At 73.6% G+C, this 18,332-nt stretch carries 16 protein-coding genes; 7 read left to right on the top strand and 9 right to left on the bottom strand.

The window, feature by feature from the left end:
- Positions 1-26: 26 nt before the first annotated feature.
- Both ABZS58_RS10515 and ABZS58_RS10520 read right to left on the bottom strand, forming a co-directional pair.
- Positions 27-1,367, bottom strand: a complete 1,341-nt coding sequence (locus ABZS58_RS10515; RefSeq protein WP_354779813.1) for a condensation domain-containing protein — start codon at positions 1,365-1,367, stop codon at positions 27-29.
- Between the two features lie 99 nt (positions 1,368-1,466).
- Entirely contained in the window at positions 1,467-1,961 is a 495-nt protein-coding gene (locus ABZS58_RS10520; protein WP_354779815.1) for a hypothetical protein, read from the bottom strand.
- Positions 1,962-2,046: 85 nt separating this feature from the next.
- Between ABZS58_RS10520 and ABZS58_RS10525 the strand changes: the two genes are divergently transcribed.
- A complete protein-coding gene (locus tag ABZS58_RS10525) occupies positions 2,047-2,841 on the top strand; it encodes a sterol desaturase family protein (protein ID WP_354779817.1) in 795 nt (264 codons plus the stop codon).
- Between the two features lie 49 nt (positions 2,842-2,890).
- Positions 2,891-3,250, top strand: a complete 360-nt coding sequence (locus tag ABZS58_RS10530) for a hypothetical protein (protein ID WP_354779819.1) — start codon at positions 2,891-2,893, stop codon at positions 3,248-3,250.
- Here ABZS58_RS10530 and ABZS58_RS10535 read toward each other — a convergent pair.
- The 3 genes from ABZS58_RS10535 to ABZS58_RS10545 all read right to left on the bottom strand — a co-directional run bounded on the left by ABZS58_RS10535 (position 3,240) and on the right by ABZS58_RS10545 (position 6,649).
- On the bottom strand, positions 3,240-4,340 hold the full coding sequence (locus ABZS58_RS10535; RefSeq protein WP_354779821.1) for an RNA ligase RtcB family protein: 1,101 nt from the start codon (positions 4,338-4,340) through the stop codon (positions 3,240-3,242). The genes ABZS58_RS10530 and ABZS58_RS10535 overlap by 11 nt on opposite strands.
- Before the next feature lie 285 nt (positions 4,341-4,625).
- A complete protein-coding gene (yidD, locus tag ABZS58_RS10540; protein ID WP_354779823.1) occupies positions 4,626-5,039 on the bottom strand; it encodes a membrane protein insertion efficiency factor YidD in 414 nt (137 codons plus the stop codon).
- A 119-nt stretch (positions 5,040-5,158) separates the two neighbouring features.
- A complete protein-coding gene (locus ABZS58_RS10545) occupies positions 5,159-6,649 on the bottom strand; it encodes an MFS transporter (protein WP_354779825.1) in 1,491 nt (496 codons plus the stop codon).
- Positions 6,650-6,760: 111 nt separating this feature from the next.
- Between ABZS58_RS10545 and ABZS58_RS10550 the strand changes: the two genes are divergently transcribed.
- Positions 6,761-7,363, top strand: a complete 603-nt coding sequence (locus ABZS58_RS10550; protein ID WP_354779827.1) for a TetR family transcriptional regulator — start codon at positions 6,761-6,763, stop codon at positions 7,361-7,363.
- 18 nt (positions 7,364-7,381) lie between these two features.
- Here ABZS58_RS10550 and ABZS58_RS10555 read toward each other — a convergent pair whose 3' ends face one another.
- A complete protein-coding gene (locus tag ABZS58_RS10555; protein ID WP_354779829.1) occupies positions 7,382-9,175 on the bottom strand; it encodes a TerD family protein in 1,794 nt (597 codons plus the stop codon).
- 194 nt (positions 9,176-9,369) lie between these two features.
- Between ABZS58_RS10555 and ABZS58_RS10560 the strand changes: the two genes are divergently transcribed.
- The 3 genes from ABZS58_RS10560 (at position 9,370) to ABZS58_RS10570 (ending at position 13,176) form a co-directional block, all read left to right on the top strand.
- On the top strand, positions 9,370-10,947 hold the full coding sequence (locus ABZS58_RS10560; RefSeq protein ID WP_354779831.1) for a DUF4139 domain-containing protein: 1,578 nt from the start codon (positions 9,370-9,372) through the stop codon (positions 10,945-10,947).
- Between the two features lie 91 nt (positions 10,948-11,038).
- Complete coding sequence (locus tag ABZS58_RS10565) at positions 11,039-12,139, top strand: hypothetical protein (RefSeq protein WP_354779833.1); 1,101 nt, start codon at positions 11,039-11,041, stop codon at positions 12,137-12,139.
- Positions 12,133-13,176, top strand: a complete 1,044-nt coding sequence (locus ABZS58_RS10570; RefSeq protein ID WP_354779835.1) for a glycosyltransferase family A protein — start codon at positions 12,133-12,135, stop codon at positions 13,174-13,176. The genes ABZS58_RS10565 and ABZS58_RS10570 overlap by 7 nt, the downstream gene beginning before the upstream one ends.
- 170 nt (positions 13,177-13,346) lie before the next feature.
- Here ABZS58_RS10570 and ABZS58_RS10575 read toward each other — a convergent pair whose 3' ends face one another.
- Positions 13,347-14,612, bottom strand: coding sequence for an MFS transporter (locus ABZS58_RS10575; RefSeq protein WP_354779837.1), 1,266 nt, complete (start codon positions 14,610-14,612; stop codon positions 13,347-13,349).
- Positions 14,613-14,657: 45 nt separating this feature from the next.
- Here ABZS58_RS10575 and ABZS58_RS10580 point away from each other — a divergent pair, with 45 nt between their 5' ends.
- Positions 14,658-15,521 carry a glycosyltransferase gene (locus ABZS58_RS10580; RefSeq protein WP_354779839.1) on the top strand — a complete coding sequence of 288 codons (864 nt, stop codon included), beginning with the start codon at positions 14,658-14,660 and terminating at the stop codon, positions 15,519-15,521.
- Here ABZS58_RS10580 and ABZS58_RS10585 read toward each other — a convergent pair.
- Together ABZS58_RS10585 and ABZS58_RS10590 are read right to left on the bottom strand one after the other, a co-directional pair.
- A complete protein-coding gene (locus ABZS58_RS10585; protein WP_354779841.1) occupies positions 15,488-16,591 on the bottom strand; it encodes an alpha/beta fold hydrolase in 1,104 nt (367 codons plus the stop codon). The two genes, ABZS58_RS10580 and ABZS58_RS10585, sit on opposite strands and share 34 nt — an antisense overlap.
- Before the next feature lie 62 nt (positions 16,592-16,653).
- Positions 16,654-18,126 (bottom strand): NAD(P)/FAD-dependent oxidoreductase, encoded by a 1,473-nt coding sequence (locus tag ABZS58_RS10590; RefSeq protein ID WP_354779842.1) that lies wholly within the window; start codon positions 18,124-18,126, stop codon positions 16,654-16,656.
- Positions 18,127-18,332: the final 206 nt, after the last annotated feature.

The raw sequence follows: 18,332 nt of genomic DNA on the forward strand, positions 1-18,332 counted from the left end.
GCCGTGAGTGCCCGCCATCGCGCCGATTACGCCACCGGCTGGCGTCGCGTCGCGGCCTCCAGCACGAACGCCTCCATCTCCCCCAGCAGCGCCCGCAGGTCCGGCAGCGGCAGGAACGCGGTCTTGACGTCGACGCTCAGCCGCACCACGTCCGGCACGTCCTCGACGACGATCATGAGCTTCGGCCCGAGGGACCGCAGCGGCTCCTCCGACAGGACCCGGGTCTGCGCGGGCGCCGCGTCGCGCCCACCGGCCGCCTGGTGGGTGCGGCGGTCGTTGTACAGGACGGTGAGGTCGAGGTGTTCGCCGCGTTCGCGGCTGACCCGATCGGTGAGCGCCGCCCGGGCCGCCGGGTCGTAGTAGGCGTGCTTCGACGCGCTCATCGACGCCGCGCGGGCGCGGGCGATGGCCTCCTCGGCGCCGACCCCGGCGACGTCAAGGACGCACAGCCCGTCCTGGGTGACCGGGCTGACCACGTCGCGCAGCGCGGTCCGGAACCGGTTGCCGATGATGTTGATCGCGACGAACGGCCCGCGGCCCGGCCGCAGCCGTTCGAGGCCGGCGGCGAACGCGGCCAGCAGCACCCACGCCGGGTCCGCGCCGAACCGCGTCGACACCTCGCCGGACGCCAGGTGCATCGCGCGGGACTGCCACCGCAGCCGGCAGTACGGCGGCTGGCCCTGATCGGCCGGAGGGTCGGCCGGAGGGTCGAACAGCGACGCGGGGATGGCCCGCAGGTGGGTCTCCCAGTAGCGCATCGCGGTGGCGGTCTGCCGGGTCATCGCCGGCTCCTGCTGCAGGCGCACCAGGTCGAGGGGCTGCGGCGCGTCGTACGAGGCGGCCGGCTCACCGGTGACCGGGTCCCGCTGGGCGAGGTCGCGCATCATCACCGCGACCCCGCCGAGGTCCGCGGCGATGTGGCACATCAGGGCGACGACGTGGGTGACGTCGCCGCGGCGGCGGACGACGCCCATCCGCAGCGGCCACTCGGTGGCGTAGTCGAACTTGCGGTCCCGCCACTCGGCCGCCAGTGCCTCGGCGACCGTGGCCGGGTCGTCGCCGTCGGCGGTGTCGATGACGACGAGGCTGGTCTCACCGGAGCCGAACACCTCCTGCGTCACGGTGCCGTCGCCGGCGAAGCGCAGCAGGGTCCGCATCGCCGCGTACCGGCACATGAAGAAGCGCAGCTCGGCGGCGTAGTCCTCGACGGTCCTCCCGCCGGTGGCGGCCACCGCGCCGCCCATGCTCATCGACGAGTCGATCTCGACCATCGCCGCCCACACCTGCCGCTGACCCCAGGTGAGGGGCCCGGCACCGGCGCCGGGGCCCTCGAACGGGACGACGATCCGCTCCACCAGCTCAGTCACTCGGTCGCTCCCAGCGCAGAGGTATCCGCTGGCGTGGATGCTCGCACACGCCGCGCGCATTGAGATCAACCGTTCGGTGACTGTTGGTCGACCGGCCTGTTACAGCGTCTCGGCCTCTGCCTGGGCGATGAGCTCGAGGGAGTCCTCACGGCCGAGTCGCTGCTCGCAGAGATACCCGAACACCGACCATGTGGTGTCGATCACCACCTGCTCCGGGAACGCTTCCAGGAGGTGCTCCTCGCCCAGCTGCGCGCGGATGAGGGCCACCGCCGCGTCCTGGTCGACCTCGACGTCGCGGGCCATCTCGGCCACGGAGCCGGCGATCGCGTCGGGCGGGGTGTCCTCGTCGAACAGGCTCTGCACGGCGAGCCGGATCGCCGCCGCGAGGACCTGCGGCTCCTTCTCGCTGGCCTCCGGCTCGTCGGCGACCTGCTCGGCCGCGTCCTGGTCCCCCGCGAGCAGGGCCACGACCACCGCCCCGACCCGCGACCTGGGCCGCCAGCCGTCACCGTCGGCGCCCCGGCTCCCGCCGGTGCCCACGACCTCGTCCTGCGATGGTGCCGCAGGCGCTTCCGTCCCCCAGTCCGTCCCCATGCCACGACTGTAGCCATCCGCCGCCCGTGGGACCGTCCCCGCTGCTCCGTGCGAGGGCTTGCGGGCGGGTGGCACAGTGCATCCCGTGCACGACATCGTCACCTGGCTGCGCGAGCTGCCCGCCGGCTGGTTCGCGGTGCTCGCCCTCGCCGAGAACGCGGCCCTCGTCGGGGTCACCGTCGTCCTCGGGCACTGGGTGCTGCGGTGGCCGGGCGCGGACCGGGTCACCGCGCCCGCGGGCCCGGTCAGCCGCCTGGAGCTGGGACTCGTGGCGTCCGCGACCGTCCTCAACGCGGGCGTCACCGTCGCCGGGTGGTGGCTGTGGCAAGCCGGAACCATCACCCTCACGCTGCCGCTGACCTGGCGGGCGCTGCTCGACTTCGTGGTGCTGGTCGTGGTGATGGACGTCATCCTGTACGCCGGGCACGCGGCGGCGCACGTGCGGTGGCTGTTCCCGCTCGCGCACCGGCTGCACCACGTCTTCGCCGACCCGCGGCCGGTCACCCTGTTCGCCCTGCACCCCGTCGAGGTGATCGGGTTCGGCGGCGCGTGGCTGCTCGTCCTGGCCGTCCACCCGTTCTCGGTGTGGGCGCTCGCCGCGTACACCGGCGTCAACCTGCTCTTCGGGATCCTCGGGCACCTCGGGGTGGAGCCGCTGCCGCTCAGGGTGCGGGCGTCCGCGGTCTTCAAGTGGGTGGCGACGCCGGGGATGCACGCCGGGCACCACGCGGCGCCGCGGTTCAACCTCGGCTTCTACTCCACCGTGTGGGACCGGCTGTTCGGCACGCTCGACCCGCAGTACGACAGCCGCCGCACCGGCGCCGAGCCGTTTGTCGACACCACGAGCATCGGCATCCCGACAGCGCCATCGGCTGGATGATCCAGAATTGATGACTCCGCCCCCTGCGACGAAAGTAGTGCGAATAGCCATGCGTGCCACTCGATCCGTCATCGCCGCCACGACCATGCTGCTGCTCGGCGTGGGGCTCGCCGGTTGCTCGTCGCAGGCCGACGACCTGGAGAAGCAGCTGACCAAGGCCGGCTACACCAACGTGTCCGCCGAGGCCGACTACGACCAGGTGTACGACAAGAAAAAGAAGAAGAACGTGAAGAAGCTCGACGACTACGAGGCCGACGCGAAGGCCGGCAGCTGCGACGTCGAGATCGAGCAGGACTCCGGCGACCACGACTACGTCATCGAGGTCGCCGCGGGCAAGGACGTCAACTTCTCGAACCTCACCGCGTCCGCGCTGATCTCGGAGCTCGCCAAGCAGGGCGTCAGGTGCTGACCCGCCGTTCTTTGCCGGCCGCCGTCTTGTAGGTCACCAGCGGGACCGTCGTCAGCACCCGCGTGGCCAGGTCATGGTCGACGAGGTCGCCGATGACCTGTTCGATGCGCTTGTACGCGGTCGGCGCCTCCTCGAACAGCAGCTGCCGGTCGCCGCAGACGACGTACGAGCCGACCGGGGTGCGGCGCAGCTCCTCGACGGTGTGCTTGACCTTGCCGCGGCGCAGGGCGTCGGCGCGGGACATCTTGCGGCCGGCGCCGTGCGCCACCGAGTGGTTCGCGGCGGCGCCGGCGTGCGCGGCGACGAGATACGACGGGGTGCCGCGGGTCCCGGCGACGAGCACGTCCCGGCCGTCGCCCGGCGCGGCGCCCTTGCGGTGCAGGTAGCCGCCGTCGCGGACCTCGACGAGGTTGTGGCACTGGTCGACGACCGGCTCGGCGCGTTGCGCGCCGAGGGCGTCGGCGACGCGGGCGGCGAGGAGCCGCCGGTTGAGCGAGCCCCAGCGGACCGCGTCGTCGTGCGCCGCCAGGTAGGCGGCGGGGTCGGCGGCCGGTCCCGCGCCGTGGACCTCGGTGTGGGCGCGCAGGATCCGCTCGCCGAAACCGCGGGATCCACTGTGGACGACGAGGACGAGGTCGCCGGCGGCCAGCCCGAGCCGGGCCGCGTGCCCGTCGTCGAACACGGTGCCGACCTTCGCCAGCTCGACGAAGTGGTTGCCGCGGCCCACGGTGCCGAGGCCTTCGGTGTGCCCGCCGGGGATCTCGTCCTCGACCAGCCCGCCGGCGGGATCGAGCGGGACGTCCAGGTCCGGGAACTTCGCGGCCAGCTTCTCCGGGACCGCCCGCTTGAGGCGGATCGGGAACACGGCGATGCCGCAGCCGATGTCGGAGCCGACGAGGAACGGGTACAGGACCGTCGAGGACATCGCGGCGCCGATCGGGGCGCCCTTGCCGGGGTGCAGGTCCGGCATGCCGGCGACGTGGAGCATGCCGTCCAGCGCGGCCACCTGGTGGCACTGCGCGACGGCGTCGGACTCGATCCAGCTGGACGGACCGGCGAACACGGTGACGGTCGCCTTCGGGTGGGGCACGGGACGCTCACTTCGGCTGCTCGGGAGACAGGGGGCAGGGGCAACGGTCAGCGCGTCATGCGCCCACGATCGCGGACCCCGTGCCGTCACGGCAACCGAATATCGCGGGGCCGGACGGCCCTGTCCGGCCCCGCGCGCTCCGGTCAGTCCAGGGTGAACGTGGCGTCGGCGCGGCCGGTGGCGTCGGCGCGGCCGGTGGCGTCGGCGCGGCCGGTGGCGTCGTTTGCGCCCACATCTTTGTCTGTCAACCTCTGGCAGGCCCTGTGTGAGCGCAACCAGCGTCGGCTACGGGACCAGGTCGCGCGTCCCGTGCGGCGTCGAGGGGTTGCACCGGCGGATCCGGGCCGCGGTCAGCCGCGAGCCGACGACGAGCCCGTACCGGCGGACCGCCTCCATGCCGTAGTTGCTGCACGACGGGATCTGCCTGCACCGCGTCCCCAGGTGCGGCGAGATCCAGCGCTGGTATCCGCGGATCACCGCCATCCCGGCCCGTCCGGGCCCGCTGGCGGTCGTCCGGGGCTTTCTCGTCGGCGCGCCGATCGCCATCGTGCCGAGCAGCATCGTGCCCAGCATGAAGTCGCACCCGCAGCTGGGCAGGTCGCACCCGTCGCACCCGGGCAGGTCACAACTGGGCAGGTCGCAGTCCGGACCCCAGTCGCAGCCGTCCTTCTTGCGCCGCTGCTCGTCCTCTGTCTCCACGATCGGCATTGTGGCGGCACGCCGCAAACCCGATCAAGGGTGCTGTCCGCTGTCCGTCGCGACAGAGCCCCCGGCCGGTCGGCCGGGGGCTCTGTCGGACTCTGCGGCGCTCTGCGGGGTCAACCCCGGGCGTGCAGGTGGGGCAGGTGCAGCTCCTCGGGCTCCGGCGGGAGGTCCTTGACGCCGGCGGCGACCGCCTGCTCGTGGCGGCGGTGCGCCGAGGGCAGCGCGAGGGAGGCGACGACCGCGAGGACGGCGACGCCGGTGCAGACCCAGAAGCCGGTGGTGAACGCGGCGTCCGTCGGCAGGCCCTGCGGGGTGCTCTTGGACGTGATGACGGCGGCGACGACGGCGGTGCCGATGCTGCTGCCGATGGTGCGGGCGATGGTGTTGACGCTGCTGGCCTCGCCGGTCTGGGCGGCGGGGACGCTCTCGATGATGGCGTTGGACATGGCGGCGAAGGACAGACCGATGCCGGCGCCGGTGAGGATGCCGGAGGCGAGGACCTGCCAGACGGCGCCGTGGCCGATCGCGGGCAGGGCGAACGCGGCGACGACGGACACCGCGCCGAGGAACATCGGCAGCTTCGGGCCGAAACGCCGGTTGAGGATGCCGGCGATGGGGCCGAAGACGACCATCATGAGCACCGTCGGCAGCAGGAACAGGCCGGACTCCGACACCGACTTGCCGAAGCCGTAGCCGGTGGCCGCGGGCAGCTGCAGCAGCGTCGGCACCAGCAGGAACGTCCCGAACATCGCGAAGCCGAGGATGAGGGCGACGAGGTCGGTGGCCCACACGCCGCGGATCGACATCAGGCGCATGTCGACGAGCGGCTCGCCGACCCGCAGCTCGACCACGACGAAGACGACGAGGGCGACGACGCCGAGCGCGAGCAGGCCGACGGTCGCGGCGTCGGTCCAGCCCCATGCCTGGCCCTTGCTGATGGCGAGCAGCAGCGAGACGAGGGCGACCGACAGGATGCCGGCGCCGAGCACGTCGAGGCGGCCCGGGGTGCGCACCGGCGACTCCTGCATGCCGAAGATCGCGCCGAGCAGGGCGATCACGACCAGGACCAGCGGCAGCCAGAACAGCCAGTGCCAGGACAGGTGCTCCACGATCGGGCCGGCGCCGACGATGCCGACGCCCGCGCCGACGCCGAAGATCGCGGAGAGCAGGCCGACGGTGACGGCGACCTTCTCCCGGGGCAGCTCGTCGCGGACGATGCCGATCGACAGCGGCAGGATCGCCCCGGCGGCGCCCTGCATGGCGCGGGCCACGATCAGCACGGCGAGGTTCGGGGCGAGGGCCGCGAGGAGCGTGCCGGCGGCGAGGACCGCGAGGACGCCGATGAGGACCTTGCGCTTGCCGGCCATGTCGCCGAGGCGGCCGAGGATCGGCGTGAGCACCGAGGCCGACAGCAGGTAGGCGGTCAGGATCCAGCTGATGTCCGCGGTCGAGGCGTTCAGGTCGTGGGCGATGGTGGACATCGCGGGCGCCACCAGGGACTGCAGGACCGCGAAGGCCAGGCCGCCCAGCGACAGGTACACCACCAGCAGGGTGCCGTTGACGTGCCGGGTGGCGACGGCCGGTGGTTGCAGGGTTTGCGTCATGAGGTCCCCGAGGCGCTATGTAAACGATTGCTGACTTGTCCACCATGTCCCCGCCACGGACGTAAGTCAACAATCGTTTACGTCACACCCGGGTGCGTCTACGCTGGTGGCGTGACGACCAACACCGCAGGCACGCGGCGCCGGGACGCCGCCGGGACCCGTCAGCTGCTGCTCGACGCGGCCCGCCGGCGTTTCGCCGCGGACGGGTACACGGCCGCCACCGTCCGGGACATCGCCACCGACGCCGGGGTCAACGTCGCGCTCATCAACCGGTACTTCACGTCGAAGGAGGGCCTGTTCGAGGCGTGCCTGGCGGAGGTCGGCGACGAGCTCGGCCGCACCGTCGACGACCAGCTGCCCCTGGAGCGGATCCCGCACGACCTCGCGGTCCGGCTCGCCGGCCCGCACGCCGCCCGGCACCGCACCCAGCTGCTGCTGCTGTTGCGCTCCTCCGGCGACGAGAAGGCCGAGCGGATCCGGGTCGACATCCTGCGCCGCTTCGCCGACCGCATGGCGACGGCGGCCGGCTGGCAGCCCGGGGACGCCGACGCGGACCGCCGGATGTTGCGGGCGCAGATGACCCTGGCCTCGGCGATCGGGATCGCGCTGCTGCGCGCCTCCACGGCCCTGGAGCCGCTCGCCTCGGCGGACCAGGACGAGCTCGCCGAGCCGCTGCGCGACATGTTCTCGGCGTTGCTGGCGCCGGACCGCTAGTCCGCCGCCGGTCCGCCGCTAGTCCCCGTCGACGGTGACGCCGTGCAGGGTGGCGAGCTCGGCGAGGCCGTGGTCGTAGCCCTGGCCGATCGCGCGGAGCCGCCAGTGCCCGTCGCGCCGGTAGACGGTGGCGAGCAGCAGGCTGCGTTCGGTGGTCGCGGCGTCGAGGGTGGCCCTGGCGTGGGTGGCTCCCGCGCCGGTACGAGCGACGAACTCGACCGGCCCGAGATCGCCGAACGAGTGGGTGCCGGTGATGGCGGCGGCGATCACGATCCGGCTGACGTCCCCGGGAATCCTGCCGAGGCGGACGTCGACGAGCGTCTCGTGCGGCACGTCCAGGGTCAGCTCCACGGACCCGTCGGCGGCGGCGGGCTGGTTGTAGAAGACGAAGTCGGCGTCGGCGCGGACCTGCTCGTCCTGGTCGGTGAGGAACGCGACCACGTCGACCTCCGCGTCGGCGCCGGCCGGCCACGTCACCGACACCGACCAGTCCGCCACGTCGTCCGGCAGGTCGATGACCGCGCCGCGGGACAGGACCGCGACGGCCTCGGCGGCGACCGGCGAAGGCGCGGCGGCCGGGGCGGGCAGGGGGGCGGCGGGTGACAGCGCGTCCGGGGTGGTGACCGGCAGGCCGAGCGAGGTCACGGTCGCCCAGCGGCGGTCCTGCGCGGCGCCCGGCAGGGCGACGACGTCGGTGACCCGGGTGGTGAGGTTGACCGCGGCGATCCCGCCGAGGTCCGCGATCCGGTTGCGGGCCTCCGCCGCCTCGGCGTGGGTCCCGCCGAGGACGAGCAGGCACCGCCCGGACAGTGGCCCGGACGGTGGCCCGGACAGTGGCCCGGCAGACCGGCGCGGCGACGGCACCGCCGGACCGGACCCGCGGCTCTCCCCCTTGGGCGTGCCGGCCGCCACGTCGCCGAGCAGCGCCGCGAAGGCCGCCTCGTCGACGACGGGCACGGCGTACAGGGCGGCGGCCTTCAGCTTCGAGGTCGCGGCCGCGGGGTCGTTGGTGACGAGCAGGCCGGTCCGGCCGCTGACGGTGTTCATCACGTCCAGCCCCGCGTCGGTGGCGCGGGCCGCGAGCGCGTCCCGGGCGGTGGCGGTGCTGCCGGTGATGGCGACCTTCGCGCCCTGGACGAGGCGGCGGCCGGGCGTCCACCTGCCCGGCCACGCCCACGGGCAGACGGGCCGCGGCAGCCTGGCCGGGTACACCCGCTCGGACTCCTGCGCGTCGCAGTCGCTGAGCGGCAGCTCAACGGCGAGGGTGTCGGCGGCGGCGAGGCTGTGCCGGAGGATCTCGGTGAGGACCCGGGTGTCGTCCTCCGCGTCGTGGGGGCGGGCCTGCGCGACGCCCCAGTGCGCGGCGAGCGCCGCCAGGGACAGGCTCGCCGTCGGCAGGTCGAGGCGCCGGCTCAGCGCGAGGGTGCACAGGCGGCTGCTGACCGGCAGGCGGTGGACGGCACGGTGCGCCTCCGCGGCGAGGAACCGCCAGTCGAACGCGGCGTTGTGCGCGACGAGGACCCGCCCTTCGAGGAGCTCGGCGAGGTGCGCGACGACGGCGTCGAAGCGGGGCGCGCCGGCGAGGCGCTCCCTGGTGATCCCGTGGATGTGCACGGGTCCCGGGTCGCAGCCTGGGTCGACGAGCGTGGACCACACCGTGCCCAGGGTGCCGTCGGGCTCCATCTGCGCGACCGCGACCTGCACGACCCTGTCCCTGGGCGCGTGCAGGCCGGTGGTCTCCACGTCGACGACGGCGTACCGCAGCGGGTACCGCGTCGCCGCGGAGGCGGGCAGTGTCAGCAGGACCGTCACATCGAGCTCCGTCCGTTCTCGGGGGAAGGCGATTCTCGTGCCGCCGAGCTACGCGTGACGGACACGGCGCACGGCGTGTCGCGCAAAGCGGCCGACCGGCGGGGGCCGGCGGGCGGAACGGTCCATGGGACATGCCCCGAACGGTGGCCGGACGCGCACCGGCGGGGGTGACGGCATGCGTTACGGTGCGGGACGTGCAGAACTCGATCGTCGCGGTCACCGTCTACCCCCGGCAGGCCAGGGTCACCCGGCGCGGCCGGGCCACCCTCGAGGCCGGCGAGCAGGTCGCCGAGATCGGCCCGCTGCCGCTGAGCATGGACGGCGACTCGATCCGGGTCAGCGGCCGCGGCCCGGCGACGGTCCTCGGCGTCGACGTGGTGCTGCGCCGCCACACGACCCCGTCCGACGACACCGTCACCGCCGTCCAGCGGGAGCGCCGGACCCTCGACGAGGAGCTCGCCGAGATCGCGGACACGGAGACGGTCCTGCGGCAGCGGCAGGCGTTCCTGACCACGCTCGGCGAGCGGGCCGGCGGCGCGTATGCGCGGGCCCTCGCGACCGGCGACGCGGCCGCCGAGACGGTCACCGCGTTCACCGCCACGATGGGCGGCGAGCTGACCACGGTGCTGGCCGGCATCCGCGATCTGCAGCGGCGGCGCACCGAGGTCACGCAGCGGGCGGCGGCGCTGGACCGGCGGCTGATCGACCTGTCCGGCAAGCGCGAGCCCGACGCGCGCTACGCGGTCGTCGCGCTCGCCGTGTCGGAGCCGGGACCGGTCGAGCTCGACGTGTCGTACCAGGTGCCCGACGCCGGCTGGCGCTCGACGTACGACGTGCGGCTGACCGGCGAGACCCTGCGCCTGACCTGGTTCGGGCTGGTCGAGCAGCGCACCGGCGAGGACTGGCCGGAGTGCGAGCTGGCGCTGTCGACGGCCCGTCCGTCCGGCGCCGTCGCGATCCCCGAGCTGCAGCCGTGGTATCTCGACCTGCTGCTGCCGCCACCGCCGATGCAGTCGTTCGGCGCGTACGGCGGCGCGCCCGGCGCGATGCCCGCCCCCGCCGCCGCGATGGCCCCGTCGCCGCGCCGGATGGCGAAGGAGGACCTCGAGGGGTTCGCCGAGGTCGAGGTCGCGCAGGCGACGGTCGAGGAGGGCCCGGTCGCGGCGACGTACCGCCCTGCCCGCGCCGTCCCGGTGCCCGCCGACGGCACCACCTCACGGGCGACGGTGCTGATCCTGGACCTCGCCACCCAGCTCGACCACGTCGTCGCGCCGGCGCGGTCCACGGACGTGCACCTGCGGGCCACGGTGACGAACACGTCGCAGCACACGCTGCCGCCCGGGCAGGCCGCCGTCTTCCACGAGGCCGACTTCGTCAGCAGGACCGCCCTGTCGACGTGGGCGCCCGGCGAGGAGCTCGAGCTGGCGCTCGGCCTCGACGACCGGGTCCGGGTGGAGCGGGAGCTGACCCGCCGCACCGCGACCCGCGCGACCCTGGGCTCCAGCCGGCGCCGGGAGGTCGAATACCGCACCACCGTCGGCAACTACACGGGCCGCCCGGTGCGGATCACGGTCCTGGACCAGCTGCCGGTCAGTCGGCACGACACGATCGCCGTCAAGGAGACCGCGCTGGAGCCGCAGCCGGCGGAGCGCACCGACCTCGGCGTGCTCACCTGGCGGCTCGTCGTGCCGGAAGGGCAGAGCCAGACGGTGCGGCTCGGCTACCGCGTCGACACCGGCAAGGGCGTGGAGATGTCCGGCTGGCGGGAGTAACACGATTCAGCACTCGCGGCGGCCAGGTGGAGTAGCGCGAGGAACGGTGGGTCGAGGGCGGTCAATGTAGAGTCTCCAGGTGGTCACTTCGATGACTTCCACGGGGAACCTGCAGGCCTACGACTACCGGTACAAGCGCAACATCGCGGAACTGCGCTACTGCTATGTCCTGAATCCGGCCTCACCGCACAGCGCCTGGGCGCTGCGCGAGATCATCGAGCCCGCGTTCCGGGCCCTGCACCGCGACTACGGCGTCACCGCCGAGCCCCTCGCCTACGGGGACCTGCCCGAGCACCACCCGGGCGGCGTCACCTACGTCATCTACGGCCCGACGAACCCGCTGCTGATGCCCGACGAGGAGCGGCACTACCTGGCGGCGCTCGCCGCGACCGGCGCCAGGACGAACGTCATCTCGGCGTATCCGCTGACCGACGGCAACGAGGACGGGCCCGGCTACGCGGCGGCCCGCACCGCCGTGCCCGAGCTGTGCGACGCGCTCGACGTCAACGCGATCTACCCCGACCATCTCGACCTGACGATGCGGCTGCGGACCAACACGTGGCAGGACGTCTACGTCAACGCGATCGGTGAGACGGTCCGCGTCAAGTACCACCCGACGCAGAGCTCCGACCCCGGCGACCGGACCGTCCTGGACCGGCTGCGGCTCGAGCACGCCGGCGAGGTCGCCGAGCTCGCCCGCATCCACCGCGACCACCACCTGTGGCAGCGCCAGCCCTACACCGACGGCTCGATCATGTTCACGCACGACGGGCACTGGCTCGTCTCGCAGACCGTCACCGACAAGTCGCGGATGACCTCCGCCGACTACGACCTGATCACGTCGTTCGACGAGGGGCTGCAGAGCCTCACCTACACCGGGGAGCGGCTGCCGAGCTCCGACGCGCCCGAGTTCCTGATGCTGAGCGGCCTGCTCGGCATGCACGAGCGGCGGCCACGGCTCATCGTGCACTTCCACCACCGGGAGCTGACCCGCGGCCCGCGCTTCCGCGACCTCGTCTCCGACGCGAGGATCGAGGGCGGCCGCTTCGCCGCCGGCCGGCACTTCTTCCGCGAGCTGCGGCAGAAGTCGACGAACTGGTTCATCATCCGCGAGCACGGCATGGTGTGGACGGGCGACTCCGTGGCGGAGTTCGACGACTACGTCCGCGGTGTCGTGTCGCCCACGTGCTGAGCGTCGGGGTCGCCGCCCGCAACGAGAAGGCGACCCTCGCCCAGACGCTCCGGTCGATCGAGGTGGCCCTCGCGGCGCTGGATCCGCCGGCACCGGCGGAGATCATCGTCGCGGTCAACGGCTCCACCGACCGGACCCGCGAGATCGCCGCCGCCTACGCCGCCGCGTTCGCCGGTGCGCCGCGCGACGGCGTCACGGTGCGCGTCGTCGGGTCCCCGCCGGGGCTCATCGAGGCGCAGCGGGTGATCGCCGGGCTGGCGCGCTCCGGGGAGCACCTCATCCTCGTCGACGCCGACTGCGTCCTGGACCCCGGCTGCCTGCGCGACCTGGTCGCGGCGATGGCCGAGCACCCGGAGGCGGAGGCGGCGTGGGCCACCATGGTCCCCGCCGACCTGCACGGCCGGCCCGGCTTCTGGCGGCCGGTGTTCAACTTCGCCGACTACCACCCCGACGTGATCCGCCGCGGCCGGCACCTGTGCGGGCGGGCGTTCGCCGTGCGGCACTACGACGTCGCGTGGCACGCCCCGCACCGGCCGGTGACGGACGTCGACCCGCGCACCGCCGCGTATCTGAGCCTGGACCGCGGCCCGATCAGCGACGACTCGTTCCTGTCCCGGGCCATCATCGACCGGCACGGCCCCGGCGCGATCCACCACGCGGCCACCGCCCGCGTGGTGTTCCAGCCGATCCCGCGCCTGCGCGACTTCACCCGTGCCCAGCGCCGCAAGTCCTACGAGGCGCACCGCCTCGACCTGCTGTTCCCCGAATGGCGCGGCGTCCGCCGCCGCCACTTCCGCCGCGAGATCGACGCGGCCGCCCACGCCCGCCTCCGTCCGGTCCAACGCCTCCAGTGCCGGCTCTATCTGCTGCTGTACGCCCTGTCGGGCCGCCTCGCCGCCCTGCGCCTCAGGGCCGGCCTGACCCTGGTCCGCCTCGGCGTCCCGCTGCGCCCGTGCGAGGTGTGGCCCGTCGTGGACGGCACCAAGCGCCCGTTCACCGGCGCCGCCGCCCCGCGCCCACCCGCTCCGGCCGGGTGAGCCGCGACGCGCCCGCGGTGACCTCGCGCCGGCGCCCGCCCCCGGATCCACCGCGAGCTCATGCCACCCCCGTCCCCGGACCGTCACCGCATCACGCCGGCGCACGCCGCGGCGCGTCTGCGGGACCGCCGCGACGTCGTGCCGGCCGAGGCCCCCGCACCACCGCGGCGCTACGTCCGCTGGGGGACGGCGACCCCGGGCTCCGCCGGGGTGGCGGCGCTGACCTCGTAGCGGCGGGCCAGGAACAGGATCGGCAGGGCGACGGCCTGGAGCAGGCCGCCCAGGACGAACGAGACGGGATAGCCCCACAGGTCCGCGGCCCGGCCCAGGGCGGGTTGTGTCACGACGCCGCCGCTGCTGGCGACGAGGGAGTCGAAGGACAGGACGGTCGCGCGCCGGTCCGAGGGCAGCAGCCCGTTGAGGTACGCCTGGCGCGACGGCAGGATCGCCGCGGACACCATGCTGTAGCAGGCCAGCATGGCCATCGCGAGGGGTACACCACCGGCGAGACCGAACACGACGAGCAGCGCGCCGTTGAGCACGACCCCGGCGATGACCACCGACATCCGCCAGCGGAACAGCCGCTGGAACGCCATCGCGAGGAGGCCGCCGACGGTCTGTGCGGCGGCGTTGACCGCGGCGGCGATGCCGAGCAGGCCGTAGGCGTGCGGGTCGCCGACGAGTTGCAGCAGGTAGGGCTTCATCGTGAACGCCACGTAGTAGCTGACCCCGGCGGCGACGACCGCACCGAGCATCACCCAGCGGACCGCCGGCCGGCCCCATCCGTGCCGGACGGACTCGGTGAGCACGCGGCGGACGTCCTGCAGCGGGCCGGCGGCCCGCCTGGGTGTGAAACCGATGTCGTGCATCACCCGCCAGGCCACGACGGTGAGCGTCATCAGCAGCGCCGCCCGGATGAGGAACGGCACGCCGACGTCGGTGAGCTGCGCGACGTACGCGCCGCCGAGCGACCCGGCGAGGGTGCCGATGCCGGTCACGACCTGCGCCCGGGCGAAGACCTGCTCCAGCTTGCCGTCGTACTCCAGGAAGTGCAGCGCGTCGACGAGCCACGCCTCGGTGGCGCCGGAGAAGAACGTGAACCCGATCGCGAGGACGACGGACACCGCCGCCCACGCCCACACGTCCGCGTGCAGGCGCCAGGCCAGCCAGTACAGCAGCGTCGTCAGCGTCAACGTGCAGCCGCCGAGCAGGTAGGACGCGCGACGGCCCCACGTGTCGGCGATCGAGCCGGTCGGGATCTCGAACACGGCGTAGCCGAGCGTGAAGCACGCGTTGGCGGACAGCGCCTCCGTGTTGGTGAGGCCCGCCTCGAACAGCAGCAGCGAGTTGATGCCCCAGATGAACGTGACGGCAAGGGTGTTGAGCAGCACCAGTGTGAGGTAGATGCGTCGCACGCGGCGGCTCGTCACAGCCATGCCGCCAGCTTAGAGCCTGGCACCCATCTATTTGGAGGTTTGTCGATGCGTGTGAGCGTGGTCCTGCCGTGCTACAACGCGGGCGCGGCGCTCGGCCGCTGCCTGACCGCACTGCGGCGGCAGGAGCTCGGCGGCCACACCCTGGAGGTCGTGGTCGTCGACGACGGGTCCGACGACGGCACCCGGTCGCTGATCGGCACCATCGACGAGGGTCTGCGGCTGGTGTACGTCCACAAGCCGCGAACGGCCGCCTCCGGGCGCTCGGCCGCGCGCAACACGGGGATCGGGCGGGCGTCCGGCGACCTCGTCGTCATGATCGACCCCGATCACGTGTTCCCGCCGGACCTCCTCGCCCGGCACGTCCACCACCACGAGCGCCGGCCGGACCTGGTGCTCACCGGCCCGCGCCACCGCCTCGGCGACGGGGAGCTCCCCCTGGAGGCGTTCCTGCGGGACTGGTCGTTCGCGGGACAGCCGGCCGCGGTCCGCGACATCCGGGTGTGGGTCCTGGACCGGCTCGGCGGCGATCTGGACGCCCTGGAGACCTGCTGGCTGTACGCGTTCAGCTGCAACCTGTCGGTGCGCCGCGAGCACCTCCTGGCGGTCGGCGGGTTCGACGAAGGGTTCACCGGGTGGGGCCTGGAGGACTCGGAGCTCGGGTACCGGTTGCGCCGCCACGGCCTCGCCTTCGCCTTCGACCCGGAGGCGGTGCTGTACACGTGGGAGCGGGGCGGCATGACGGCCCGCCGCTACGCCGACTGGCGTCGCAACCTCGCCCGCTTCACGGCCAAGCACCCCGGCCCGGACGTCGCGGCGCTCCGCCTTCTCGACGACACGCTCAACCCGGACGTCACCGTGGCCGACGGCATCGGCCGCTACGTCGACGTCGAACGCGCGGCCCGGTCCTGAACGGTCGCGGCGACTGCGGCCGCCGCCCCGCCCGCGACTCCGGCGCCCGCGGTCCGGTCCGGAACCGCCCCGCCCGCGACGCCCGCGTCTGCGGTCCGGGCCGGGACTCCCGCGACCGCTGCACCGCCCGCAGGGCGGTCCGCGAGCCCCGCGGCCGCCCCCGCCGGTTGCGACGGAGCGCCGGCGGTCGTGGTGATGTGGTCGGTGGTGAGGGCGACGACGCGGTCCACGACACCCGGGGCGAAGTGGTGGCGCATGCCGGGGATCTCGACGTGTCTGGCGCCCGGGATCGCCGCCGCCGTCGCCCGGCCGCCGCTCGGGTGCACCATGAAGTCGGCGTCGCCGTGGATGACGAGCGTCGGCGCGGTGATCGCGCGCAGCTGCGCGGTCCGGTCGCCGGACGCCTGGATCGCGCCGATCTGCCGGCCGACCCCGGCGGCGTTCGGCCGGCCCGACCCGCGGTCCCACATCCCGGCGACCCAGGCGCGTTCCTCCGCGTCGTCCGGCGGGAACTCGGCCGACCCGATGTGCCGCAGCAGCGACAGGTGCCGCTCGACGGCCTGCTCCACCGTGCGGGCGGGGCGCTTCGCCATCCGCAGCATCGTGGACGGCGCCGGCTGGCCGACCTTCCGGTCGCCGGTCGTGGAGAAGACCGACGTGAGCGTCGCGACCCGGCCGGGATGCCGGGCGGCGAGGGTCTGCGCGATCATCCCGCCCATCGACATGCCGAGCACGTGCACCGGCCCGGTGCCGAGGTCCTCCAGGAGCGCGTCCACGTCGCCAGCCATGTCGCCCAGGTCGTACGCGCCGGGGACCGGACGGGCGAACAGCTGCCGCAGCATGCTCGGCGGCCGCGCCTGGACGCGGGTCGAGCGACCGGCGTCACGGTTGTCGAGCCGGATGACGCGCAGCCCATGGCCGGTGAACCCGTCGAGCATCCGCCGCGGCCACGACGTCAGGTCCAGGCCGAGCCCGGCGATGAGCAGCAGCGGCGGCCCGTCGTCCGGCCCGTCGACCCGGTAGCAGATCCGCCGTCCGCCGGGCACCTCGACAAATCGATCCTCGCTCACACCGCCACCTCCGCCACGCTCCGGCCCGCTCACACCGCCACCTCCGCCATGCTCCGGTCCCATCATGCCGCCACCGTCGCGTCGCTGCGGGTGAAGCGCAGCTCCGGGTCGTCGACCCGGCCGGCGCGCAGCAGTTTCACGTCGGAGTGGTAGTCCATCGAGGTGCGCCAGGGCATGCGGTCCCCGGCTCGGGGCAGCTGGTCGACGACGCGCTGGACGTAGCCGGCGGCGAAGTCGAGGAACGGGCGGGTCGGCATCGCGGGGTCGCTCAGCTCGGGCCGGCACACGTCGGCGCCCGCGGCGTCCATGTGCGCCAGGATCCGGCAGAAATGCTCACAGAGCAGCCCGATCTTCAACGTCCACGACGAGTTGGTGTAGCCGATCGCGAACGCGAGGTTCGGCACCCCCGACAGCATCATCCCCTTGTACGCCACCGTGTCCGGCAGCCGCACCGGGACACCGTCGACGGCGAGCGACAGCCCCGCCATCGCCTGCACCTGGAGACCGGTCGCGGTGACGATGACGTCCGCCGCCAGCTCGCGGCCCGATGCCAGGAGCACCCCGCGCTCGGTGAAGGTCGTGACCCGGTCGGTGACGACGGTGGCGGTACCCCGGCGGATGGCCCTGAACAGGTCACCGTCGGGAACGGCGCACAGCCGCTGGTCCCACGGGCCGTAGGGCGGGTTGAAGTGCTCGTCGACCGGATAGCCGGCCGGCAGCTGCTTCGCGTTGACCCACCGGATCAGCCGCCGCGCCGCCTTCGGGAACCGCCGGCAGAACCGCCAGATCGCGCGCTGCTGGGCGATGTTCTTGCGGCGGGTCGCCCGGTAGCCGCGCTCCTCGCCCAGCCACCGCCGCAGCACCCTCGCCACGGGGTCCTTCTTCGCGACGGGCATCACGTAGGACGGCGTGCGCTGCAGCATCGTCACGTGCGCGGCGGTGGCGGCGAGGGCCGGGACGAGCGTGACCGCGGTCGCGCCGCTGCCGATGACCACGACCCGTTTCCCCGCGTGGTCGAGGTCCCCGGGCCACTGCTGCGGGTGCACGATCGGCCCCGGGAAGCGGTCCCGGCCCTCGAAGTGCGGGGTGTAGCCCTCGTCGTACCGGTAGTAGCCGCCCGCGCAGAAGAGCCACCCGGCGGTCAGCCGCACGCGTTCGCCGGTGTCCGCGCGCTCCACGTCGACGCTCCAGCGGGCCTCCGCGGTCGACCACCGCGCGCCGCGCACCCGGTGGTGGTAGCGGATGTGCGCGTCGAGGCCGTTCTCGGTCGCCGTCTCGCGCAGGTACGCCAGGATCCGCGGCGCCGTGGCGATGGACTCCTCGTCGCGCCACGGCTTGAACTCGTAGCCGAACGTGTGCAGGTCCGAGTCGGAGCGGATACCCGGATACCGGAACAGGTCCCAGGTGCCGCCGGACGCGGCGCGGCCCTCCAGGATCGCGAACGTCTTCCCGGGCAGCATCGTGCGCAGGTACCGGCCGGCGCCGATACCGGAGATGCCCGCCCCGACGACGATGACGTCGAGATGCTCGCTCATGACTCGACGATGCGCCACCGCCGCCGCCTCGCGCCAGTCCAACCTGCACCGAAATACTCGCGGTTCCGGACCCGCATGGTGCAGAACGCTGCGGACGTACCGCTGTCGCCGCAGGTCGCCGAGCTGTTCCGGCGCGGCGCGGAGATCGCCCTCGCTGCGGTGGCGCCGGACCTGACGGTTCCAGATCCGGCGCCACCGTCGTTTCC

The organism is Dactylosporangium sp. NPDC005555 (genome assembly GCF_040605635.1).
In the GTDB taxonomy this organism is placed as follows: Bacteria; Actinomycetota; Actinomycetes; order Mycobacteriales; family Micromonosporaceae; genus Dactylosporangium.